20 protein-coding genes and 1 other RNA gene are annotated in these 22,418 nt (G+C 48.8%); 16 read left to right on the top strand and 5 right to left on the bottom strand.

Translation table 11 applies throughout. The features are described from left to right. Nucleotides 1–11 precede the first annotated feature (11 nt). From FJM67_RS08480 to rmuC, 3 genes are all read left to right on the top strand, one after another. On the top strand, nucleotides 12–1,178 hold the full coding sequence (locus FJM67_RS08480) for an ATP phosphoribosyltransferase regulatory subunit (RefSeq protein WP_140588418.1): 1,167 nt from the start codon (nucleotides 12–14) through the stop codon (nucleotides 1,176–1,178). A gap of 39 nt (nucleotides 1,179–1,217) precedes the next feature. Beyond that, nucleotides 1,218–2,516, top strand: a complete 1,299-nt coding sequence (locus FJM67_RS08475) for an adenylosuccinate synthase (RefSeq protein WP_140588416.1) — start codon at nucleotides 1,218–1,220, stop codon at nucleotides 2,514–2,516. 106 nt (nucleotides 2,517–2,622) lie between these two features. Next, nucleotides 2,623–4,053, top strand: a complete 1,431-nt coding sequence (gene rmuC, locus FJM67_RS08470; protein ID WP_140588415.1) for a DNA recombination protein RmuC — start codon at nucleotides 2,623–2,625, stop codon at nucleotides 4,051–4,053. Nucleotides 4,054–4,056: 3 nt separating this feature from the next. Here the strand turns inward: rmuC and FJM67_RS08465 are convergent, their stop codons facing one another. From FJM67_RS08465 to FJM67_RS08445, 5 genes are all read right to left on the bottom strand, one after another. Continuing rightward, nucleotides 4,057–4,461, bottom strand: coding sequence for a DUF2069 domain-containing protein (locus FJM67_RS08465; RefSeq protein ID WP_140588413.1), 405 nt, complete (start codon nucleotides 4,459–4,461; stop codon nucleotides 4,057–4,059). A 69-nt stretch (nucleotides 4,462–4,530) separates the two neighbouring features. Then, nucleotides 4,531–4,878 carry an arsenate reductase (glutaredoxin) gene (gene arsC, locus FJM67_RS08460; protein WP_140588411.1) on the bottom strand — a complete coding sequence of 116 codons (348 nt, stop codon included), beginning with the start codon at nucleotides 4,876–4,878 and terminating at the stop codon, nucleotides 4,531–4,533. A 41-nt stretch (nucleotides 4,879–4,919) separates the two neighbouring features. Next, entirely contained in the window at nucleotides 4,920–5,567 is a 648-nt protein-coding gene (locus tag FJM67_RS08455; RefSeq protein WP_140588409.1) for an acyloxyacyl hydrolase, read from the bottom strand. Then, a complete protein-coding gene (locus FJM67_RS08450; RefSeq protein WP_140588408.1) occupies nucleotides 5,521–7,245 on the bottom strand; it encodes a proline--tRNA ligase in 1,725 nt (574 codons plus the stop codon). Before FJM67_RS08450 ends, FJM67_RS08455 begins: the two co-directional genes overlap by 47 nt. A gap of 30 nt (nucleotides 7,246–7,275) precedes the next feature. Next, nucleotides 7,276–8,145 carry an SMP-30/gluconolactonase/LRE family protein gene (locus tag FJM67_RS08445; protein ID WP_140588406.1) on the bottom strand — a complete coding sequence of 290 codons (870 nt, stop codon included), beginning with the start codon at nucleotides 8,143–8,145 and terminating at the stop codon, nucleotides 7,276–7,278. Nucleotides 8,146–8,228: 83 nt separating this feature from the next. On the opposite strand from FJM67_RS08445, the gene FJM67_RS08440 reads away from it, so the two are divergent. The 13 genes from FJM67_RS08440 to mraY all read left to right on the top strand — a co-directional run bounded on the left by FJM67_RS08440 (nucleotide 8,229) and on the right by mraY (nucleotide 22,418). Beyond that, nucleotides 8,229–8,639 carry an HIT domain-containing protein gene (locus FJM67_RS08440; protein ID WP_140588404.1) on the top strand — a complete coding sequence of 137 codons (411 nt, stop codon included), beginning with the start codon at nucleotides 8,229–8,231 and terminating at the stop codon, nucleotides 8,637–8,639. A gap of 78 nt (nucleotides 8,640–8,717) precedes the next feature. Then, nucleotides 8,718–10,562, top strand: coding sequence for a DUF2786 domain-containing protein (locus FJM67_RS08435; RefSeq protein ID WP_140588402.1), 1,845 nt, complete (start codon nucleotides 8,718–8,720; stop codon nucleotides 10,560–10,562). A gap of 211 nt (nucleotides 10,563–10,773) precedes the next feature. Then, nucleotides 10,774–12,291 (top strand): fumarate hydratase, encoded by a 1,518-nt coding sequence (locus FJM67_RS08430; RefSeq protein ID WP_140588400.1) that lies wholly within the window; start codon nucleotides 10,774–10,776, stop codon nucleotides 12,289–12,291. 176 nt (nucleotides 12,292–12,467) lie between these two features. Beyond that, nucleotides 12,468–13,163 carry a response regulator transcription factor gene (locus FJM67_RS08425; protein WP_140588398.1) on the top strand — a complete coding sequence of 232 codons (696 nt, stop codon included), beginning with the start codon at nucleotides 12,468–12,470 and terminating at the stop codon, nucleotides 13,161–13,163. Between the two features lie 8 nt (nucleotides 13,164–13,171). Then, nucleotides 13,172–14,506: a sensor histidine kinase gene (locus FJM67_RS08420; RefSeq protein ID WP_140588397.1), complete on the top strand. Its 1,335-nt coding sequence runs from the start codon at nucleotides 13,172–13,174 to the stop codon at nucleotides 14,504–14,506. Nucleotides 14,507–14,550: 44 nt separating this feature from the next. Then, nucleotides 14,551–14,899, top strand: an RNA gene (rnpB, locus tag FJM67_RS08415) — RNase P RNA component class A. A 198-nt stretch (nucleotides 14,900–15,097) separates the two neighbouring features. Next, complete coding sequence (gene mraZ / locus FJM67_RS08410; RefSeq protein ID WP_140588456.1) at nucleotides 15,098–15,550, top strand: division/cell wall cluster transcriptional repressor MraZ; 453 nt, start codon at nucleotides 15,098–15,100, stop codon at nucleotides 15,548–15,550. Beyond that, nucleotides 15,547–16,485 (top strand): 16S rRNA (cytosine(1402)-N(4))-methyltransferase RsmH, encoded by a 939-nt coding sequence (gene rsmH, locus FJM67_RS08405; protein ID WP_140588395.1) that lies wholly within the window; start codon nucleotides 15,547–15,549, stop codon nucleotides 16,483–16,485. The genes mraZ and rsmH overlap by 4 nt, the downstream gene beginning before the upstream one ends. Beyond that, nucleotides 16,478–16,756 (top strand): cell division protein FtsL, encoded by a 279-nt coding sequence (gene ftsL / locus FJM67_RS08400; RefSeq protein ID WP_140588393.1) that lies wholly within the window; start codon nucleotides 16,478–16,480, stop codon nucleotides 16,754–16,756. The genes rsmH and ftsL overlap by 8 nt, the downstream gene beginning before the upstream one ends. Nucleotides 16,757–16,758: 2 nt before the next feature. Beyond that, entirely contained in the window at nucleotides 16,759–18,510 is a 1,752-nt protein-coding gene (locus tag FJM67_RS08395; protein WP_140588392.1) for a peptidoglycan D,D-transpeptidase FtsI family protein, read from the top strand. Next, nucleotides 18,507–19,979: a UDP-N-acetylmuramoyl-L-alanyl-D-glutamate--2,6-diaminopimelate ligase gene (locus tag FJM67_RS08390; protein WP_140588390.1), complete on the top strand. Its 1,473-nt coding sequence runs from the start codon at nucleotides 18,507–18,509 to the stop codon at nucleotides 19,977–19,979. Before FJM67_RS08395 ends, FJM67_RS08390 begins: the two co-directional genes overlap by 4 nt. Beyond that, complete coding sequence (locus tag FJM67_RS08385) at nucleotides 19,963–21,333, top strand: UDP-N-acetylmuramoyl-tripeptide--D-alanyl-D-alanine ligase (protein ID WP_140588388.1); 1,371 nt, start codon at nucleotides 19,963–19,965, stop codon at nucleotides 21,331–21,333. Before FJM67_RS08390 ends, FJM67_RS08385 begins: the two co-directional genes overlap by 17 nt. A 2-nt stretch (nucleotides 21,334–21,335) precedes the next feature. Continuing rightward, nucleotides 21,336–22,418 (top strand): phospho-N-acetylmuramoyl-pentapeptide-transferase, encoded by a 1,083-nt coding sequence (gene mraY / locus FJM67_RS08380; protein ID WP_140588386.1) that lies wholly within the window; start codon nucleotides 21,336–21,338, stop codon nucleotides 22,416–22,418.

The raw sequence follows: 22,418 nt of genomic DNA, 5'->3' as shown, positions 1-22,418 counted from the left end.
GAACTCATGTTATGACCATGGCAGACCGCTGGTTGCTACCAGATGGGGTAGATGAAGCGCTACCATTACAAGCAAGCAAGATTGAAAGCCTGCGCCGCAATTTACTAGATTTACATAAAAGCTGGGGTTATCAGCTGGTCATCCCACCTCTACTCGAATACCTAGATTCTCTTTTAACTGGTGCAGGTTCGGATTTAGAGCTTGAAACCTTCAAAGTGACCGACCAGCTTTCTGGTCGTATGATGGGTATTCGCGCCGATTTTACTTCCCAGGTTGCCCGTATCGATGCCCATTGCCTGAAAAGTGAAGGGGTACAGCGCCTTAGTTACTGTGGCAGTGTATTACGTACAACGCCAGCAGGTCTTGATGGTACGCGCAGCCCGATTCAGCTAGGCGCTGAACTCTATGGAGATGATACTCAGTCTGCCGACGTAGAAATCATTTCTTTGATGTTGGAAACCGTATTTTCCGCTGGCTTGCAAGGGGTTGTGCTCGATCTTGGTCACATTGATATTGTTCGTGGCGTGATGTCTGCTGCTGGTATTGATCAAGATGTTGAGAAAAAAATCAGCGAGTTGTATCGCGGCAAAAGTCTGCCTGAATTAGAGGCTTTTGTGGCAGAGCTATCTATTGATCCCCGCGCAGCTACGTGGTTACTAGCGCTTCCACGTCTTTGTGGTGGCCGTGAAACCTTAGTCCAAGCAGGACAAGTGCTTGCCGGTGTTAGTGAGGCAGTTACTGAGGCATTGGCGAACTTGCAGTCCATTGCGGACATTATCTCAACCCGCTTCCCGAGTGTGGGTTTGCACTTCGATCTTTCTGACATGGACTCCTACAGTTACCATACTGGTGTCGTCTTCGCGGCTTACGTGCCAGGGCATGGTAATGCGGTTGCTCGGGGAGGTCGTTACGACAATATTGGTGAGGTATTTGGTCGTCTACGTGCCGCAACTGGTTTTAGTACGGATGTAAAAGCCTTGGTGTCGTTGGCCAATCCTGCGGCTGATAGTTGCGTTAAAGTTCGCGCCCCACAGAGCGTGGATAATTTGCTATGGCAGGCGATCTGTGCTTTGCGTGCCGAGGGATATCAAGTAGTACAAGCTGATAACGGCAGTGCTGGATTTGATAAAGAATTAGTTCTGGTAGCTGACCGTTGGCAGCTACGGGACGTTGAATAAGACTAATCGTTCAATAAATCTTAAGTGAGACCATTAGACATGGGTAAGAATGTTGTAATTTTAGGCACCCAATGGGGTGATGAAGGTAAAGGTAAAGTAGTAGACCTTTTAACAGAAGATGTGGCTGCGGTAGTACGTTTCCAAGGTGGTCACAACGCTGGTCATACCCTAGTGATCGACGGTAAAAAAACGGTACTACACCTAATTCCTTCCGGCATTCTTCGCGACGGTGTGCAATGTATCATCGGTAACGGTGTCGTATTGTCTCCTGAAGCTCTGAAAAAAGAAGTAGACGAATTATCTCAGCAAGGTATTCCTGCGGTAGAGCGTTTGAAAGTGAGTGCAGCGTGCCCGCTGATTTTGCCTTACCACATTGCAATGGACCAAGCCCGTGAAGCAGCCCGTGGTGAGAAGAAAATTGGCACGACTGGTCGTGGTATCGGCCCTGCTTACGAAGATAAAGTTGCCCGTCGCGCTATCCGCGTTGGTGATATTCTTGATAAAGAACGTTTTGCTGAAAAGCTCAAAGAGGTTTTGGAATACTACAACTTTATGTTGGAGCATTTCTACAAAGTTGAGCCAGTAGCGTTCGATGCAGTTTACTCGCAAGGCTTGGAAATGGCTGACTTCTTGCGTCCGATGGTAGCAGATACCATTGGTCTACTGCATGACCTACGCAAATCTGGTGCAAACATCATGTTCGAGGGGGCACAAGGTTCGCTACTTGATGTTGATCATGGCACTTACCCATACGTAACTTCCTCAAACACTACTGCCGGTGGTGCGCCAGCAGGTTCTGGCTTCGGCCCTTTGTACTTGGATTACGTATTAGGTATTACCAAAGCTTATACTACGCGTGTTGGATCCGGTCCATTCCCGACTGAGCTATTCTGTGAAGATGGTGTTCGTTTAGGTGAGCGTGGCCACGAGTTTGGTGCTACCACTGGACGCCAACGTCGTTGTGGTTGGTTTGATGCAGTGGCTCTACGTCACGCCGTACAAATCAACTCCGTTTCTGGCATGTGTTTGACGAAGTTGGACGTACTAGATGGCTTTGAAACCATCAAGGTATGTGTTGGTTATCAAGATGCAGAGGGTAACCCTGTGGCTGGTTCATTGGTAGACAGCGAAGGTTACGAGGGCGCTCGTCCTGTTTACCAAGAACTACCTGGTTGGTCTGAAAATACTGTCGGTGCAGCCAGCTTCGAAGCTCTGCCTGAGAATGCACAACGCTATATCCGCTTCTTAGAAGAGCAAGTTGGCGTGCCAGTCGACATTATCTCTACTGGTCCAGATCGTAAAGAAACTATCGTGTTGCGCGACCCGTTCAAGTCCTAATGCTATAGTTTTTTAGTATGCAAAAAGCCAGACGTGTTCTGGCTTTTTTTTGCGATTTAGTTGCGGTCTGTATGGATAAACAGTATTTTACTGCTGTGGTTTTTTAATGGGAATTGTGTTTGTGATGTGGTGGGATCAATATCAAATTGTCATAGCGACGGCATGTACTGGGGTGGGGCTGATACTGGGTGGCTTAATTACCTTCTGGTTGATGAAGAACAGGGGCACCCTTTTGCAGCAACAGCTGTCCATTGCCAATCAGGATTTAATGCGCCTAGATGAGCAGATTGACAGTTTAAATTTGCAGTTGGAACGGGAGCGGCAAGCTACGCTGCAGTTACGGCAACAATGGCAAGAGGAGCAGCGTCGAGCAACTATTCTTAGTACCCGTCTAGAAGAGAAGGAGCGCCATCATAAAGAGCAAATTGAGCAATTAAATGGCGCTAGAGAGAGTCTTAAACAGGAGTTTGAGAATCTCGCAAACCGTATATTTGAAGAAAAGGGCAGGGCCTTGGCTGACACTAATCGCGTTGGCTTAGATGGTATGTTGAAGCCACTAAAAGAGCAGTTAGATGGGTTTCAACGCCGTGTGAATGAGGTGCATGAGTCGTCGGTTAGGGGGAATGCCCAACTGGCATCGGAAATTCACAAAGTCCTAGAGATAGGGTTACAGATGAGTGCTGAGGCAAATAACCTGACCTCAGCACTAAAAGGTGATAGCCAACAGCGGGGAGCTTGGGGGGAAGCGCAATTACGCCGCACATTGGAAATGAGTGGCTTAGTGGAAGATGCGCATTTTTCTGTGCAGACTTCTTTTAAAGATCACGAAGGGCGCCAGAAGCAAACGGATTATCTGATCAAGCTGCCAGACAACAAGCACATAATCATTGATAGTAAAGTCTCATTAATTGCCTACGATCGTGCTGTTGCAGCAGACTCTTCGGAAGCATATCAAATTGCCTTAAGTGAGCATATCCAAGCTGTCCGCCGCCATATTGATGATTTAGCTGGCAAGGATTACACCAACGTGATTGGTATGCACAGCCCAAGCTTCGTCTTGATGTTTATGCCGATTGAGCCCGCCTACATCGAAGCCTTAAAGCACAATAAAGACCTTTTCGAGTACGGTTATAAAAAGGGGATTGTACTGGTATCACACACTACTTTGATTCCGATACTGCGTACGGTTAGTAATCTATGGATGATGGAGCGTAGTAACTCCGAAGCCCGTGAAGTCAGTGAGCGAGCAGGAGAGATTTATAATCAAGTCTGTGTATTGGCTGAGCGTTTGATTAAGCTTGGTGGAGCGTTAGGGAGTGTTAGTAATCATTATAACAATACGGTGAAGGCGCTAGCCGGTCAGCAAGGGTTGCATGGGAAGGTAGATAGGTTCCGTCAGCTATCGGCAAAGGTAAGTAAAACTATGCCGTCGCTGGAAGTGTTGGGGCGAGATTTTGAAACCGAACGTCTGACTTTATTAGTGGAAGAAGTATCCGAAGAAAGACAGGGCGATCACTATCAGGAACGCCCCTCATGATTTTTATTTGACCGGTAGCTCGCTGAAACCTTTCCAGCGAGCATAATACAGAGATAAGCTAAACAGCATCACAGACAGCAAGGTTTCGCTAGTGCCAAAAGCCCAATCCTTAGGATGAGTCCAATTTAGTACACCAGCCATAAAATAGAACATGCTGATAAAGCAGGTCCAAATGGCACCTCGGTAGCTGCCACGCCAGACAGCGAAGGTAGCTAGTAATAGCGGCGTTAAGCTAAATAGCAAAAACAACGCGGGGTGTTGTAGCGGTATATCTTTAATGAGCAACTGGAAGCTAGCTACAGCAGCACCTAGTGCTAACAGGTTGAGCCGCAATATCGGTAAATAGCGGTGGCAAAGGTCACTGTAATACAGTTGTTCCGGTGCCGAAATAAACTCACGTTTTGCCATGGGATCGTATGTATCCAATATGAAATGTGACAGTAGAGTTTCCCCTAACCGTACTAGAAACCGCAGACACTACTCAAACAGAGCTAAGACACTTTCAGGTGGACGGCCAATCTTAGCTTTGCCTTGGTGGCTTACGATGGGTCTTTCGATCAGTTTAGGGTGTTGGCTCATGGCTTCTAATAACTGATCTTCATCAGTGACTTCGGCCAGGCCAAGCTCTTTATAGATGTCCTCTTTGGTGCGCATCAGATCACGAGCACTTGCAAATCCTAATTCTTCTAACAAACTGCGCAACGTATCCTTAGAAAGAGGGTCCTCTAAATACTTGATGACTTCTAGGTCGGTATTGCGATCAGTCAGCAGTGCTAGCGTTTCTCTACTCTTGGAGCAGCGTGGATTATGATAAATCGTTGTCATAGGGATATCGCTTTATCTAATTGTTATTCGTAAAACAAAAGCTAGTATCGGTGAGAGATACTTAGGAACCAGAAATTCACGCCTGTGTTTTTATCGTATAGATTGTTGTTTGAGTAGTGCTGAAAATTGGCAGAGGCTTCCCATTTATCGTTACCAAATGTCGTGCCAATACCTAGATAATTATTGAACTGTAAGGTTCCGCCAAATTCTCTTTGGGTGATGTATTCGCTGCTAAACAAGGATAATCCCACCCCCGTATCGACAAAAAGTTTTGGTGCGCGGCTGGTGCTCCATCGGAAGACCGGCAATACATCGAATACGTTATTGGTGTTTTTCTGGGATAAGTCGTCACTGCCTTGCCATTTGGAATAACCAATCTGAAGTGCCGGTTGAATTTGCCACGAGCTATTTCCTATACGGCTAGCATGCTCCCTGTACCAGCGTGCAGAGTAGCGCAAGAAACCGATATTGTCGGTACCGCCTAACTCAACACTCATGGTATCCGCATTGAGTGCGTTGGTGAGATAAACCGCCGCGGTAGTCAAGGCCATGGTAGTGCGCCAGGTGGCTGTTTCATTCGCCACGGCACCAGTGACGGGAAGAATTCCCGCCACTGACAAGCAAAGCAACCATAAACCGCGTTTAAATTTTTTCCAGAATGAAGTCGATAGCTGTTTCTTTATTAACATCAGTCGCCTCGGAATCCTTGCGATGTTTGTACTCCAACATACCGTTTGCTAAACCTTTATCGCCCACCACTATACGATGGGGGATGCCGAGTAGCTCGCAATCAGCAAATTTCACGCCAGGGCGCTCTTTACGGTCGTCAAGTAGTACGTCAATTCCTTTGGCGCTCAGCTCTTGGTATAAGCGCTCGCATTCTTCTCGTACTGCTTCTGACTTCTCGTAGTTCATACCAACAATGACCACATCGTAAGGTGCGATGGATGCGGGCCACACAATGCCTTTATCATCGTGGTTTTGTTCGATTGCAGCGGCAACGATACGAGTAACCCCAATACCGTAGCAACCCATCCACATGACTTGGGCTTTACCATTTTCATCCAGCACGCTTGCTTTCATAGCCTCGGAGTAGGTTTGGCCTAGTTGGAATATATGGCCTACTTCGATACCACGCTTGATGACAATATTACCTTTGCCGCATGGAGAAGGGTCACCTTCGACCACGTTACGTAGGTCAGCAATTTCTACTTCACCAATGTCCCGCGCCCAGTTCAAGCCGGTTGTGTGGTAATCATCTTTATTCGCACCGGCACAGAAGTCAGACAACACTGCCGCTGAGCGATCGGCGATGACACGAACGCCTTTATCTGCTAGCCCTTGTGGACCAATAGAGCCAGGCTGCGCACCGACGATACGTACGATGGTAGCTTCATCAGCAAACTCAAATGGAGCAACTAAGCCAGGGATTTTTTCAACTTTTAATTCATTGATGTTGTGGTCACCACGAAGTACTAGCGCCACTAACATTTCTTCGCCAGCGTCATTGATCCCTTTGACTAACATGGTTTTTACGGTCTTTTCTACTGGAAGCTGCAAGAACTCAGCCACGGCGGCGATGGTTTTGCAGTTAGGCGTGTAAACTTCTTTAGCTTCTTCTGTAGGTGCATCCGGCGCAGTTTTAAGGGTGATTGCTTCGGCCAGTTCCACGTTGGCAGCAAAGTCAGAAGCATCACTGAACGCGATATCGTCTTCACCGGAGTCTGCTAGAACGTGGAACTCATGGGAGAACGCACCACCGATGCTACCGGTATCAGCGCGAACAGGGCGGTAGTCCAAGCCAATGCGATCGAACACTTTGCAGTAGGCATCGTGCATCACATCATAAGTCTGTTGTAGACATTCCGGTGAAGCATGGAAAGAATAGGCATCTTTCATCAAAAATTCACGGGAGCGCATGACACCAAAGCGAGGGCGTACTTCATCACGGAATTTTGTTTGAATTTGGAAGAAGTTACGTGGTAACTGCTTGTAACTGGTGAGCTCGTTACGGGCTAAGTCGGTGATGACTTCCTCATGGGTTGGGCCAAGGCAGTAGTCACGATCATGACGATCTTTTAAACGCGCCAACTCCGGCCCGTATTTTTGCCAGCGACCAGTTTCTTGCCACAATTCAGCAGGCTGCACCCCTGGCATCATGACTTCAAGGGCACCGGCTTTTTGCATTTCCTCACGGACAATGCGCTCAACTTTGCGCATCACTTTCACACCAGTGGGAAGCCAAGTATATAAGCCTTTAGATACTTGACGGATCATACCTGCGCGAACCATTAATTGATGGCTGACAACAACCGCATCGGTTGGCGCATCGCGTAACGTAGAGTATTGATAATTGCTTGCACGCATATAAAGAGTTTCTTTCACTTAAGTTGAGATTCAGCCAGCAAAGCGGGCTTCGATTTGTCCTGCTACCTCTACATCTAGGGCAAAAATGCCGCCCGCTTGAGGGTAGGTTTCGAGTTGGTCGCTATTATGCGCTCCACGACAGGTGGTGACAAATAAAGTGCGCATATCTGGGCCGCCAAATGCCACCATAGTCGGAAACAAAGCTGGCACCGGGTACTCAGCTAAAATCTCCCCATTAGGGCTAATTTTCGCCACCCGCTGTCCCTGATACAGGGCCGTCCAATAATTGCCTTCTACATCAACTGCAGCGCCGTCAGGGCGACCATTACCGAATGGAAATTCAATAAATGGACGTTTGTTACTCGCCGTACCTGTGCTTGAGTCATAATCGAACTGGTAAACAATATGGCGCGGTGTGTCGGAGTAGTACATGGTGAGACCATCAGGAGCAAAGGCTAACCCGTTGGAAGTCCATGCCGCCTTATCCAGCAGGGTCATTTGACCATGTGCAAACTGGTATAGTGCGCCATTATCAGCATCTTTGGGGGAGTACATGGAGCCGGCCAAAAAACGCCCAGCTGGATCACAACGACCATCATTAAAGCGCGTGGTTGCCTGATCGTAATCCGCTTGCCAATAGCTTTGTAACGGTGCGTTGAAATCCGCCATGGTATAGATACCGGAGCGCATCGCAACGATGAAGCCCCCTTGCTCCGTTAACGCAAAACAACCAATTTCTTCGTCAAACTTACGTACATTGTGGGAGTTTGCTTCTATATTGAAGGCATGTAATTCAAATGCATCAATATCGACAAAATAAAGGGTTTGCGTTTGTTCGTCCCAGCGTGGGCACTCTGCTAGTTTGGCTTGTGCGTCTAAAACACAGCGCATTTCGCTCATGGAATCTCCGTTATCGACAGGTATTCTGATAGTAGAGATGCTATATTGCTTATGAATGCAGATATTGTAAATAGGAAGGGTAAATGTTTGAGCTCAATGAAGTTTTAGCTCGTGATTCTATTTTTGTAGGTAGCCTCCCACTGAGTGACGTGCGCCTGATCAATGACAGCCAGTTTCCTTGGCTAATTTTAGTTCCTAGGCGCGACAATGTTAGCGAGATTTATCAGTTGCACCTGGACGACCGGCAGCAGCTCATGGCAGAAAGTTGCCAGGTGGCGGAAATAATGGCCGAGATCTTTGCCCCCGATAAACTGAATATTGCCGTGATCGGCAACAAAGTGCGCCAGCTACATTTCCATCATATCGCTCGTTATGCCTCGGATGCCCTCTGGCCGGAGCCTGTTTGGGGGAAATTGCCGGCAAAACCTTATGCTTCAGAGCAATTGGCAAACCTTTTGCAAAAGCTTCAGCAGAAGCTCCCATTGGAACAGTAGAGGAGCGCTTTGTGTAGCACAAAGCTTACTTGAGCAAACGTTCGGCCAGTGAGCGGTCGCAGGTGAAGGCGGTAGAAGATGAGCACAAGACGAAGAAAAAAAGCCATCGGCAAAGTTGTCAAGTTATTGAACTTAGCAACCTCGTCCAACTCCAGTGAAGCCCAAATGGCATTACGCCATGCTGAGTCCATAATTTTACAAAATGGACTGAATCAGGGGGAAATCCCCGCCTTTCAATTATGCGACCGCATGATGCTATTTAAAGTGAGTTGGAACGGTACACCACGTTACGCTAAAGAAACGGTGGCAAGAACGGTTGTAAGTGATGGGCCTCGTCGTTTTAGTGAAAAACCCATGGACCCCAAGCGCGCCTATGCGAATGCAGCCACTATTCTCGATGATATGGTTGAAGCCGAGAAGGTAACGCCGTCTGCTAGCTTCCAAACAGATTTTAGCGCAGCGGATATGACTGCGAATGCCGAAACCTCTGAGGTTTTCCAAACTCAAGTTGAGGTCGAAATTGATATTTCGACAGATAAAACAGAAGAGCCACCTACTGATTTTCAGCCGGAAGCAACAATGGCGGATCGTGGAATCGAAGGCACGGATATGGATTTGGCCGATACGGTAGAGCCGATTTATGATGAGGCGAGTGCTGCCCAAGAAAATCCTGTTGATTCTCTCAATCAACCAGAATCTGATTTAGCCCAACCGACGTCAGCCACAACTGAGTCCGTTAAGGAACGCACGATGAATACCAGTGCCAATGCATCTGAACAAACTGAAACTGCAACCAAACCTGCACAATCCCTTAATCGAGAGCAAGACAAACGCAACAGCGGCAACCATGATAATGTCATCGACGCCGCCAGCGCCTTCCGTCCTGGTCACGCTTCCTTCAAGGAAACGTTACGTAATCAATATGCGTCTAGTAACCCTAGCGTACCATTTGAAGACGATGCCTATTGGCGCAAAGTGCAAGAGCGCTTGGCAACTTTCGATGAAAGCAATGTGCTTTCCGATATAGAGAGTATTGAGCAACAGCTACAGCTAGCGAAAGAAGCATTAGCAAAGCAACGTCAAGACCGCGCGCAAATGGAGCTAGAAGAGCAGCAGGAACGCAGTGAGCGAGCTCGGATTGAACAAAGCTTTGAAGAAGCTATCGAGCGCGCTTTCCAAGCCCGCGCAAGAGCATATGAAGCCTGGGAAGCGCAACAGGCACAGATTCGCGTCGCCGCCATGCGCGCCGAGCAGGAAGCGCAAACTGGCTTCGAAGAGCTAAATGAAGAGTTGCAAGAAAAACGCGAAGCTTTTCAGCAGCACTTACAACTCAAAGAAGACTACCGTGCTGCGAAAATTATGCATGAGGTACGTCACCATTTGTCCATTGCTGCACAAGGTGGTGAAGATGCGGTTGCATCCTATGAAACCTTGGTTGCGATTATGGAAGAGAGTGGTTTGTCACTACGTGACCTAGAGTTCTCCGATATTCGCAATAAGAGCTTGTTTATTCGTCTGCTAGAAAGGGAATCTGCCCGTATTGCTAATGTGCATGAGCGGGAGCAGTACACCGAGGAAATGCTCGACAAATTCCTTTTGGAAAGTCGCCGCGCACCCGAGCCTAAAGTGTCGGAAAACCCAATTGAACAAGTTCAGCGCATGCTGAAAAGCATATCCGGTGTGGGTCAATACGAAGGTCAAAAAGTCATTGAGCAAGTATTGCGCCTAATGGGGCAACACAAGATTAGCGTACGAGACCTCGATTACAGCTGCATTAACAAATACTCTGTTTTTGTCTGCTTGATTAACTGGGAGGCAGAACAGATTCATTCCCTGTCTGAAAGGGAAGCCTTTACTGCCGGCATCTTGGAAGAATATGTGCAGTTTTCCCTGATGAATCCCAGCACCTCGAAAAAAGCCTAACAGGATTTTACCCGTAAGCAATGAACCCACACCCCAGTAGCCTAGTCAAGGCTGCTGGGGTGTTTTGCTTTCCATACGACCAAGGGCTGACATTTGTCGTCTGAATGCCTGCTATATGTATTGAAAATTTTACTTAAGCCTTTCATTGGTATGGCTAAACTCTTACCATTCTGGTTCCCCAATAAAACATAATACTCGGCAGGAGAGAGGCATGAGCATTATTAAAGAAGATGATCTGATTTCCAGCGTGGCAGATGCCCTTCAGTTTATCTCTTATTACCATCCAATTGATTTCGTTAAAGCCGTTCACGAAGCCTACGAGCGTGAAGAGAGTCAAGCTGCAAAAGACTCTATGGCACAAATTTTGATCAACTCCCGCATGTGTGCCGAAGGCAAACGCCCCATCTGTCAGGATACAGGTATTGTGACTGTATTTGTCAAAGTTGGTATGAATGTTCAGTGGGACGCTACCATGAGCGTTACTGACATGATTAATGAAGGTGTGCGTCGCGCTTACTTGCATCCTGATAACGTATTACGCGCCTCTATTCTTGACGATCCTGCCGGTGCTCGTCGCAACACCAAAGACAATACTCCTGCGGTTATCCATATGGAAATCGTGCCCGGTGACACGGTTGAAGTGCATGTTGCAGCCAAAGGCGGCGGTTCTGAAAACAAATCGAAAATGGTGATGCTAAACCCATCTGACTCTATTGTTGAATGGGTGAAGAAAACCGTACCTACGATGGGTGCAGGCTGGTGCCCACCAGGTATGCTTGGTATCGGTATCGGTGGTACGGCAGAAAAGGCCATGGTAATGGCGAAAGAGTCCTTGATGGATCCGATCGACATTCATGAACTAAAAGCCCGTGGTCCGCAAAATCGTGTAGAAGAATTGCGTTTGGAAATCTTTGAAGCCGTTAACAACCTAGGTATCGGTGCCCAAGGTTTGGGTGGCTTGACCACGGTTCTTGATGTAAAGATCAAAGATTACCCAACTCACGCCGCTTCCTTGCCGGTTGCCATGATCCCGAACTGTGCTGCTACTCGTCACGCACACTTTGTGCTTGATGGCTCAGGCCCAGCGGAACTGACGCCGCCGTCTTTGGATGATTGGCCAGACATCACTTGGGAAGTGGGTGAAAGCGTTCGTCGCGTTAACCTAAATGAAGTCACTCCAGAAATGGTGAAAGACTGGAAACCAGGTGAAACCATCCTATTGAATGGTAAAATGCTGACAGGTCGTGATGCAGCTCACAAGAAGATGACCGAAATGCTAGCAAACGGTGAAGAACTTCCGGTTGATCTAAAAGGTCGCTTTATCTACTACGTGGGACCGGTTGATCCTGTTAAAGACGAAGCGGTTGGTCCTGCTGGCCCGACGACGTCTACCCGTATGGATAAGTTTACCCACACCATGCTAGAGCAAACTGGTTTGCTAGGTATGATTGGTAAAGCTGAACGTGGCCCGATCGCAATCGAAGCCATCAAGGAATTTGGTGCTGTCTATTTAATGGCAGTTGGCGGCGCGGCTTACTTGGTATCCAAAGCGATCAAAAAAGCCGAAGTGGTTGCCTTCCCAGAACTGGGTATGGAGGCCATCTACGAGTTTGACGTAGTCGACATGCCGGTAACGGTAGCGGTAGATGCCCAAGGTACATCGGTACACAACACCGGCCCAGCGGAATGGAAAGCGCGAATTGAAGCGCAGGTTATCGAAGTTAAATAAGCCTTAACCTCACTTTCGCTTCTGCAAAGAACCACAAACCCAGTAGGGGCTGACCCTGCTGGGTTTTTTATTGCATAAAAATTGATGTAACTGTAAACGTGGTGAAAAGATTCTCCCTTGGGCAGAGAAACTCCTTATTATAAGCGTATGTATTACTGACGTAGCGACCGCAAACTATGACCAACATTCTATTAGCTGATGATGATGCCCGTTTATCGGAGCTGGTAATTGAATATTTTGAAGGAGAAGGGTACCAGTTGCGCCATGCCTGGAATGGAGAAGAGGCGCTAGCGATGTTGGCTGAGCAAACTCCTGATATCGTTATTCTAGATGTGATGATGCCAAAATTGGACGGCTTTGAAACCCTAAAGCAAATTCGTAATCACAGTTCTCTTCCGGTCATTATGTTAACCGCCAAGGGCGATGATATTGACCGTATTCTTGGCTTAGAAATGGGGGCAGACGATTACCTGTCCAAACCTTTCAATCCCCGTGAATTGCTGGCGCGCATCAAAGCCATCTTACGTCGAGCTAGCAATGAAAAAGAGCACGATCCACTGGGGGATATCGAAGTAGCGGATGTATTGGTGCGCCGCCGAGATCGCACCGTATTTCTGCAAGGTGAACCGGTCGAGTTAACCACCTCCGAATATGCCTTGTTGGAAACCTTGATTCAGGAGCCGGGTCGTGTGTTGACCAAGCAAGAGTTATCAGAGCAAGCATTAGGTCGCCCTTTGACCCTGTATGATCGTAGCCTAGATATGCACATCAGCAACCTGCGTAAAAAGGTGGGGTTGTTAGACAATGGCGAACCGCGAATCAAAACGGTTCGCGGCGTCGGCTACTTATTTATCGATCCGAAACAGCGATAGGCAACATCGTGCGACATACCTTTTTTCGTGTTTTTCTGATGATTCTGGTTGCCAACATCGCGGTAGTTGGGGCTGGCATGATGTTGGTCGAATTTACTGAAAAACATAACAAAGTCCCGGAATCTTTGCTTTCTAAGGTCGGTATCGAGTTAATCGAACGTTATGAAAAATACGGTCTCAGAGCACTTAGAGACGAAGTGAGAAAAGTTGAGCGGAAGTTGGATGGACGGATTGCTTTATTCCAAGAAAATGGCCTACCGCTAACGCAGCGATCTGACCGAGATAGCCGCGAGCGAGATGACCATCATGATGAGCAGGACAAGGACCGTCGTCCACCACCAGCCATGCCCTCCATTGATGAACGTAGTGCCCAGTTTCTACAAATCAGAGGCGGGGATGGCAGCCAATATTTACTCGTGTTTCGTCAGCGTCCCCAGAGCGACTTAGTTGGGCCGCATTTTTTTATGGGGCTATTTTTTGTCGGCGTACTGCTCTCTAGCGGTATTTTGGCATGGTGGCTACTTACCCCCTTGCGTAAGCTACGGACAGCGGTAACGGAATTTGGACGCAGTGATATGTCTGCACGACTAAGTGGGAGGCTCATTAAACGCCGGGACGCTTTCGGGGATTTAGCCCGGGATTTCAATGATATGTCTGCCCGTATCGAAGGCTTGATGAATTCCAAAGAGCGACTATTGCGAGATGTTTCCCATGAGCTACGTACCCCATTAGCGCGTATCGAAGTGGCGCTTACGATAGCGGAAGATCGCCATGGGCAGCCGGCGCAGGAAAAATACTTGTCTCGTATTCGCAGTGAGCTACACGAACTAGACGAGCTGATTGGGCAAGTCTTGTCCCTGTCCCGTTTGGAAGCGGCTTCCCTGAAAAAGCAAACGATAGAAGTGTTGCCTTGGCTCGATAGCATCATTGATGACGTGGCCTTTGAATGCCAATTGAAAAATCTGTCTATTGAACGGGTAGGGGATAAGCCAACCCAATTTATCGGTGATCCATTGCAGCTACGTCATGCTATTGAAAATGTGCTCCGTAATGCCTGCTTCTATGTCGGGCAGGAAGGGCAGGTGCAAGTTGACTTGTCCCAACAGGGAGATTACGTGCAAATAGCCATCAAGGACAATGGCCCCGGTGTCGAGGAAGATAAGTTGGAAAAAATCTTCCATGCCTTTTATCGCTCTAGTGATGCTCGGGAAGCTCACAGTGGTGGCTACGGTGTAGGTTTGGCCATTGCCAAGCGCATCGTCGATGCTCACCACGGTAGCCTCCAGGCTTACAATCGCGACACAGGCGGTCTCGCGGTGGTATTTAGTTTGCCGATTAACTAGCCAAGGCTTGCAATTCTTACTGGGGGCTGTAATATCGCCCCCCGCAAGTCGGCCAGACAGTCGCCGCTCTGTTCGCAGAGGGGAGGAAAGTCCGGGCTTCGCAGGGTAAGGTGCCAGGTAACGCCTGGGGGGCGCAAGCCTACGGCAAGTGCAGCAGAAAATATACCGCCTAAGCAGTTTACTGCCGGTAAGGTTGAAATGGTGCGGTAAGAGCGCACCGCGCGACTGGTAACAGATCGTGGCAAGGTAAACCCCACCTGAAGCAAGACCAAATAGGAACTCATTGGCGTGACCCGCGCTGAGTTCGGGTAGGTTGCTTGAGCCATACAGCGATGTATGGCCTAGATGAATGACTGTCCACGACAGAACCCGGCTTATCGGCCGGCTTGCACATTTCCTCACTGTTTTATCTCGACGCTATCTTGGCGTTTTTTCAGTACCTTCATTTTTCTAATCCGGTAATTCCCCCAATATTCTCGGCAAATTTTCCGCATCGAGGCAGCTTTTTGCCGCTTCCATCAAATTTTTTTATTTCAAAAATAAAAAAAGTGTTAAATTGTGGGAGAAAGTGTCGATAAGTGGGGTATGGGCGTGTTTCGTGGAATTCATCAAGTCAGTGTAGATGCAAAGGGGCGTTTAGCGCTTCCGGCACGTTTGCGCGATGAACTTGGTCAATACGACGAGGCTGGCGTGGTCGTGACAATCGATCCAATCTCGCGCTGCTTGTTGCTTTACCCCTTGTCAGAGTGGGAGCAAATACAAGAAAAGTTAGATAAGTTGCCATCCTTTCAACCTCAAGCGCGTCGGTTACAGCGGCTGTTGGTGGGACATGCAACGGATGTAGAGCTCGATAGTGCAGGACGTATGTTAGTACCTGCACCACTCAGAGAATTTGCCGGTATTGAGCGCCGGGTGACTCTGCTAGGGCAGGGGCGCAAATTGGAAATTTGGGCAGCCGAGGAATGGGATGCTCAACGTAATGATTACTTAACCCTTTCGCAAGAAGACAGTCAGTCTCTCGAAAGTTTGGATATTACACTATGACGACGCAAGACTTCTCACACATCAGCGTAATGCTGGATGAATCTGTTAATCAACTGGTCACCAATGTGGACGGTGACTACGTGGATGGCACCTTTGGTCGCGGTGGTCATACTCGCTTGGCGTTATCGAAAATTGGTAATGGTCGCTTGTTGGGCTTTGACAAAGATCCGGTGGCGATTGGCTTTGGCAAAGTGCTGGAGCAGGAAGATAGTCGTTTTCGTATTGTGCAGGACTCGTTTGCCAATATGGCAGATCACATTCCTGCAGTATTCGGCGTTGATAAAGTTGACGGCATCATGATGGATTTGGGTGTGTCATCGCCCCAGTTAGACGATGCCAGCCGTGGCTTTAGTTTTATGAACGATGGTCCACTGGACATGCGTATGAACCCAGATGCGGGTGAGAGTGCTGCCGAGTGGTTAGCCCGTGCCGATGAGAAAGACATTGCAGACGTGCTTTATAAGTTCGGTGAGGAGCGCTTTTCCCGCCGTATCGCCCGGGCGATTTGTGAATACCGCAGTCACACTGCAATAGAGACCACCAAGCAACTGGCAAAGATTGTCGCGGAAGCGAACCCAGCCTGGGAAAAAGGGAAAAACCCAGCAACTCGGTCTTTTCAGGGCATTCGGATTCATATCAATAACGAACTTGGCGACTTGGAAGAGGGCCTCAAAGCCGCTTCTGATGCCTTAAAAGTAGGTGGTCGTTTAGTGGTGATTAGCTTCCACAGTTTGGAAGACCGCATCGTCAAGCAGTTTATGCGAACCCAGTGTAAAGGCCCTGATTTACCACGACATCTGCCGATTCAAAATGCCGAACTAGATATCAAATTCAAACTCGTGGGTAAGGCGATTAAACCGTCTAAAGGCGAGGTGAGTGATAACGTCCGCTCCCGTAGTGCGGTGCTGCGTATCATGGAGCGCATTCGTGACTAGCAAAGTTTGGGAATGGCTGGCTTTCTATGTCCTGTTAACGAGTATTGGCGTTTTCGCTATCTGGTTGGTAATGCAGGTATTCGCTTTTCGTACTGACTTTGCTTACTTACAGAAGCTGAAAAAAGATGAAGTGAATTACGAAGTGGTGTGGGGGCAGTTGCTGCTGGAGCAGAGTGCCCTGACACAACCAAGCCGACTGGAGCAGGCTGCTATCAAAACCTTAGATATGCATGCACCAGATCAAGATGAACTAATTATAGTGAAGCCGTGACGATGAAAGAGAGCTCCTACCGCCCGGAAAGTGGCCGCTTAAAGTGGGTTTATGGGATCGCCATAGTCTTATTTGCGATTGCTGCTTCACGCCTATTTTACTTGGCAATCGTTGAGAAAGACTTCCTCAAAAACCAAGGAGAAATGCGCGCTGTCCGTACTGACTCTATCCCCGCTACCCGAGGAATGATTCTGGATCGTCGCGGTGAGCCGCTTGCGGTAAGTACGCCTACATGGACGATTATTGCTAATCCCAAAGCGCTTTGGGCGCTCGATCCGACTAAGGACGAAACTACTCCAGAAGCAGAAATTACTCGATTAGCCCAAGTGATGGGTGTTGGTCGGGCCTGGTTACAGGAACGCTTTGAGACGAATCGCAGTCGCAGCTTTATGTACCTGCGTCGTCAAATTCCACCCCATGAAGCAGAACAAATCATGGCGGCAAAAGTGGTGGGTGTGACCAAAACCAAAGAATACAAACGCTTTTACCCTGCTGGGGAAGTTGCAGCCCATGTGGTGGGCTTTACCAATATTGATGATCAGGGCCAGGAAGGCTTTGAATTGGCCTACGAACCGCGGTTGAAAGGCCAGCCGGGGGAGCTTACCTATCTCAAGGATCTCAAAGGCAACGTGATTCGCACCTTTGGCAACGAGAAGCCGGAGCAGCCTGGCACCAATATTAATTTAAGTATTGATATGCGGCTTCAGTACCTAGCCTATCGGGAGCTAAAAGCCGCTGTGACGGAGCACCGTGCTACATCCGCTTCTGCGGTGATCTTAGATGTGCATACGGGGGAAGTGTTGGCGATGGTGAATCAGCCCTCTTATAACCCCAATGATCGCTCAACTATTGAATATGAGCAGCTACGTAACCGAGCGGTAATCGACTTATTTGAGCCAGGTTCGACCATGAAGCCTTTTACCATTTCGGCAGCATTGGCGTCTGGTCAGTACAATACCGAATCCGTGATTGATACATCGCCAGGGTATTTGCGCTTTGGACGGCGTACCATTCGAGATTCAGGTAACTATGGCGAGATCAATTTAGAAACGGTGCTGGTTAAATCGAGTAACGTAGCCACATCAAAGATTGCCTTATCATTACCCCAAGACAGCGTTTGGAACCTGTATTACGAGTTAGGCTTTGGTCGCACCACACCGGTGAGTTTCCCTGGTGAAGTCGGCGGTGTTTTACCTATTCATCCAAAATGGCATCCAGCGGAAATCGCCACCTTATCCTATGGATATGGCTTATCTGCCACCACATTGCAGCTCGCTCAAGCCTATGCCGTTCTTGCGAACTATGGCTACAAAGTTCCAGTTACTTTGTTAAAACAAGATGTGGCGGGAGACGGTGAGCAAGTTATTCCACGTAATGTGGCGAAGAATGTCGTTGAAATGATGGAAGCGGTAGTCAAAAGCGGCTCTGGTAAAGCGGCCCAGATTCCCGGCTATCGAGTGGCAGGTAAAACTGGGACAGTGCATAAAGTGGGTGCCAATGGCTACGAATACGATCAGTATATCGCGCTATTTGCAGGTATCGCACCAGCGTCCGATCCGCGCCTTGCGATGGTAGTGATGGTAAATGATCCGAAAGGACGCGAATATTATGGCGGCGAGGTGGCGGCGCCGGTGTTTTCCCGCGTAATGGAAGGGGCGCTGACGACGTTGAATGTGCCACCTGATCTACCGGAAGGTCTGCGGGAAGTGCGTCTTGATAAAAAAGTTCCTTATCGAGTGGTGCAGGGACGATGACAATTCTCACCAAGGCGCTGCTTGACGCTCTTAACATCAGCCAAAATTACCCAGAGTTAGCATCAGAGTATCGGTCCTTCGTGACCGATTCTCGTCGTTCTGGGCCTGACACAATCTTTGTCGCGCTTGCTGGGGTAAGCGCTAACGGTTGGGACTATTTGGAGCAAGTTGCTGCTAATGGCTGCTCACTTGTGTTGCTACCGCAAGAGATTGAAGTGTCTATCCCCAAGGGAGTAGTGGCCCTGCGAGTGGAGGATATACGCAACCGAGTCGCGGGCTTGATTCGCATGTTCTACGGCCCAGCCCCGAAGCATATCGTCGCGGTGACCGGCACTAATGGTAAGTCCTCTACCTGTTTTTATCTGGCACAACTGGCTCAAGCGTGTGGTTTACGCTCCGCCATGATTGGCACTTTCGGCCTCGGGCCCTTGGATCAGTTACAAGCGGCCACCCACACCACGCCAGATTTTTTGTCGTTGCATCAATATTTGTCTGAATTTGGGCAGCAAGGTGTGGAACTGGTTGCCTTTGAAGCTTCCTCCCATGCCCTAGATCAAGGCCGATTGGAAGGGGTAGAGGTAGCAACAGGGATTTTCACCAACCTCACCCGCGACCACTTGGATTATCATGGTTCCATGGAAGCTTATGGTGCGGCGAAGCAGAAGCTATTTTCCATGCCTAATATAGAGCTCGGCGTTGGCTGTGTGGATGATGAGCATTGTGAATTTATGCTGTCGCCGCTCCGGGGGAGTCAAACCTGTACAGTGGGCTTTGCTGCCGATGCGGATTTACAAATTACGAACGTCACTCCCCACCCATCCGGCTTTCAAGTGGCCTTTGTAAAGGATGGTGAGTCCTACGACGTAGCGTTACCATTGCTAGGTCGCTTTAATGTGATAAATGCCATGCTCGCTTTGGCGGCCCTATGGCCACTGGTGTCGGAGCCGCAGCAATTATTACAACATGTTTCTAAGCTCAAAGGTGCCCCCGGGCGTATGCAAGTGGTAACTCGTGCTAATGCTCCTCTCGTGGTGGTGGACTACGCCCATACGCCAGATGCCTTGCAAGTGGCGTTGGCGGCTGTGCGTGAACATGTGCAAGGGCGTTTGATTTGCATCTTTGGTTGTGGTGGTGATCGGGATCGTGGTAAACGAACCCTAATGATGGCTGCGGCGTTGGCTGGAGCGGATCGTGTGGTGCTGACATCGGACAACCCGCGCACTGAAGATCCACAACAAATTTTCGCCGATGCACTGCATGGTGTGTCGAGACAAATGGCTCAAGTACTAACCATCCCCGACCGACGTCAAGCAATTGCCCAGGTGATTGCCCAAGCTGATGGGCACGATGTCGTACTTATCGCGGGAAAAGGCCACGAAACCTACCAAGAGATAAACGGACAACGGTTCCATTTCGATGACCGAGAACAAGCAGAAGAGGCTTTAGCGCAATATGTTAGTCACGCTTAGTCTGGAGCGCGTCGCGCAAATTTGTCATGGGCGGCTAGTCGGCGCGGATGCCATTATCAGTTCGATTGAAACAGATACCCGCGGTGAATTAACGGGAGCGTTATTTGTCGCGCTTAGCGGAGAGCACTTCGATGGCCACGCATTCGTCGAGCAAGCCATGGTGGCGGGCGCGGTTGCCGTACTGGTTGAGCGGCCGGTAAATGTTTCTACTTATGTGCTAGTGGCGGATACCAGAGAAGCCTACGGTCTACTGGCGAATCACATACGCCAACAATTCCAAGGCCCTGTTGTTGCGATTACCGGTAGTAACGGCAAAACTAGTGTCAAAGATTGGCTAGCAGCGACACTCGCGCACTTTGTGCCAACCTTGAAAACCCAAGCTAACCTAAATAACCAGATCGGCGTACCTAAGACTCTGTTAGGCTTATCTGCGCAGCATGGTGCCGCGGTGATTGAAGCAGGTACGAGTTTCCCCGGTGAAATCCCAAAACTTGGGCGTTATATCCAAGCCGATATCGTGATTTTAACCAATGCCAGTGGTAGTCATTTGGCTGGTTTTGGTTCGACTCGTGGTATCGCAGAGGAAAAAGGGGCGCTCATTAGCACCGCTAAACCTGATGCGACCATCATTTTGAATGCAGATGATCCACACTTTTCCTATTGGGTTGCATTAGCAGGTGAGCGTCGAGTATGGTCATTCTCTTTCGTTCAAGATAGCGGCGCGACACTCATTTGCCAGGATGCCAAATTCTTCCCTAATCATTCAGACGTAACTTTATTGCTGAACGGACATTCAATCCCGTTACGGCTACAGCGGCCAGGTCGTCATCAGGTAGCGAATGCCATGGCCGTATGCCTTGCAATGCTGGCCCAAGGCTATGATTTAGCAGAATTTTTGTCACATCTATCGGTTCCTGCCCAAGTTCCTGGTCGAATGGAGATGCTCACGACAAAAACAGGGGCGCTTCTTGTTAATGATTGTTACAATGCCAGCCCAAAATCCGTGGAAGCTGCAATCGACGTGTTAGCTTTGCAAGCTGGAACATCGTGGCTGGTGCTAGGTGCATTAGGGGAGTTAGGTGAGCAAGAAGCAGAAATTCATGCTGCACTTGGCCGCTATGCCGCTCAGCAAGGCATTCAACATATGTTGACCCTTGGCCCAGTCGCTGCGATTGCTGCCCAAGCATTTGCGCAGGAGTCCAAAGCTGGCCGAGCTCAGTCCTGTGCGACCAAAGCCGAAATCATTACTTTTCTTGCCGATCTTGATCAGCATAATGCGGTATTGGTTAAAGGTTCGCGTTCCGCCAAAATGGAAGAAATCGTTCAACAACTTGTCAGTCAGGAACCAATCTAGTCATGCTACTCCTGCTTACCGAATACCTAAGCAAGCACTTTACCTTTTTTACTGTTTTCAACTATTTGTCCCTGCGTGCCATTCTTGGCGTATTGACAGCTTTATTTATCTCTCTATTGATCGGTCAGCGGGTTATCTGTTTATTGCAGCGTCTACAAATTGGGCAGGCAGTACGGGATGATGGCCCCCAGTCCCACCTCAGTAAGGCAGGCACGCCAACCATGGGTGGTGCGCTGATTATCTTTTCGATTGCGGTAAGTACATTATTGTGGGGGGACTTAACCAACGAATATGTATGGGTTACTTTGCTGACGACTTTGGCTTTCGGGGCTGTGGGTTGGGTAGACGATTATCGTAAAGTCGTCGAAAAGAATCCCCGTGGTCTACCAGCTAAATGGAAATACTTCTGGCAAAGTGTGTTTGGTCTCGGGGCGGCCTTGTATTTATTTTACACCGCATCCACACCGGCAGAAACAGAGCTGATCGTGCCTTTGTTTAAAGAAGTTGCCATACCATTGGGTGTGTTCTTCGTCGTACTTACTTACTTTGTCATAGTGGGCACCAGTAACGCCGTTAACTTAACAGATGGTTTGGATGGCTTGGCGATTTTACCTACTGTCTTGGTTGGTGGTGCGTTAGGTCTGTTTGCCTATCTCACTGGTAACGTGAAATTTGCCGAGTATTTGTTGATCCCTTATGTGCACGGCACCGGGGAGCTTATCGTCTTTTGTTCTGCTCTGGTCGGAGCGGGCCTTGGTTTTCTCTGGTTCAATACCTATCCCGCCCAGATTTTTATGGGAGATGTGGGAGCGCTAGCTTTAGGCGCGGCACTGGGTGTCATCGCGGTGATTGTTCGCCAAGAATTGGTGCTTTTCATCATGGGTGGGGTGTTTGTTATGGAGACAGTGTCGGTAATTCTTCAGGTAGCCTCCTATAAGCTCACCAAGCGGCGTATTTTCCGCATGGCGCCGATTCATCACCATTTTGAGTTGAAGGGCTGGGCAGAGCCTAAAGTGATCGTACGTTTTTGGATTATTACCGTGTGCTTGGTGTTGATTGGCCTAGCCACTTTAAAAGTTCGCTAA

The sequence above is a fragment of the Maribrevibacterium harenarium genome (genome assembly GCF_006385675.1).
Classification (GTDB): domain Bacteria; phylum Pseudomonadota; class Gammaproteobacteria; order Pseudomonadales; family Marinomonadaceae; genus Marinomonas; species Marinomonas harenarium.
Note: the sequence above shows the minus strand (reverse complement) of the source record. Positions and strands in the feature narration are given on the sequence as shown.

Bases quoted from the DNA above. Each gene is read 5' to 3' on its own strand.
- FJM67_RS08480 (WP_140588418.1), top strand. From the start codon at position 12: ATGACCATGGCAGACCGCTGGTTGCTACCAGATGGGGTAGATGAAGCG.
- FJM67_RS08475 (WP_140588416.1), top strand. From the start codon at position 1,218: ATGGGTAAGAATGTTGTAATTTTAGGCACCCAATGGGGTGATGAAGGT.
- rmuC (WP_140588415.1), top strand. From the start codon at position 2,623: ATGGGAATTGTGTTTGTGATGTGGTGGGATCAATATCAAATTGTCATA.
- FJM67_RS08465 (WP_140588413.1), bottom strand. From the start codon at position 4,461: ATGGCAAAACGTGAGTTTATTTCGGCACCGGAACAACTGTATTACAGT.
- arsC (WP_140588411.1), bottom strand. From the start codon at position 4,878: ATGACAACGATTTATCATAATCCACGCTGCTCCAAGAGTAGAGAAACG.
- FJM67_RS08455 (WP_140588409.1), bottom strand. From the start codon at position 5,567: ATGTTAATAAAGAAACAGCTATCGACTTCATTCTGGAAAAAATTTAAA.
- FJM67_RS08450 (WP_140588408.1), bottom strand. From the start codon at position 7,245: ATGCGTGCAAGCAATTATCAATACTCTACGTTACGCGATGCGCCAACC.
- FJM67_RS08445 (WP_140588406.1), bottom strand. From the start codon at position 8,145: ATGAGCGAAATGCGCTGTGTTTTAGACGCACAAGCCAAACTAGCAGAG.
- FJM67_RS08440 (WP_140588404.1), top strand. From the start codon at position 8,229: ATGTTTGAGCTCAATGAAGTTTTAGCTCGTGATTCTATTTTTGTAGGT.
- FJM67_RS08435 (WP_140588402.1), top strand. From the start codon at position 8,718: ATGAGCACAAGACGAAGAAAAAAAGCCATCGGCAAAGTTGTCAAGTTA.
- FJM67_RS08430 (WP_140588400.1), top strand. From the start codon at position 10,774: ATGAGCATTATTAAAGAAGATGATCTGATTTCCAGCGTGGCAGATGCC.
- FJM67_RS08425 (WP_140588398.1), top strand. From the start codon at position 12,468: ATGACCAACATTCTATTAGCTGATGATGATGCCCGTTTATCGGAGCTG.
- rsmH (WP_140588395.1), top strand. From the start codon at position 15,547: ATGACGACGCAAGACTTCTCACACATCAGCGTAATGCTGGATGAATCT.
- FJM67_RS08395 (WP_140588392.1), top strand. From the start codon at position 16,759: ATGAAAGAGAGCTCCTACCGCCCGGAAAGTGGCCGCTTAAAGTGGGTT.
- FJM67_RS08390 (WP_140588390.1), top strand. From the start codon at position 18,507: ATGACAATTCTCACCAAGGCGCTGCTTGACGCTCTTAACATCAGCCAA.
- FJM67_RS08385 (WP_140588388.1), top strand. From the start codon at position 19,963: ATGTTAGTCACGCTTAGTCTGGAGCGCGTCGCGCAAATTTGTCATGGG.
- mraY (WP_140588386.1), top strand. From the start codon at position 21,336: ATGCTACTCCTGCTTACCGAATACCTAAGCAAGCACTTTACCTTTTTT.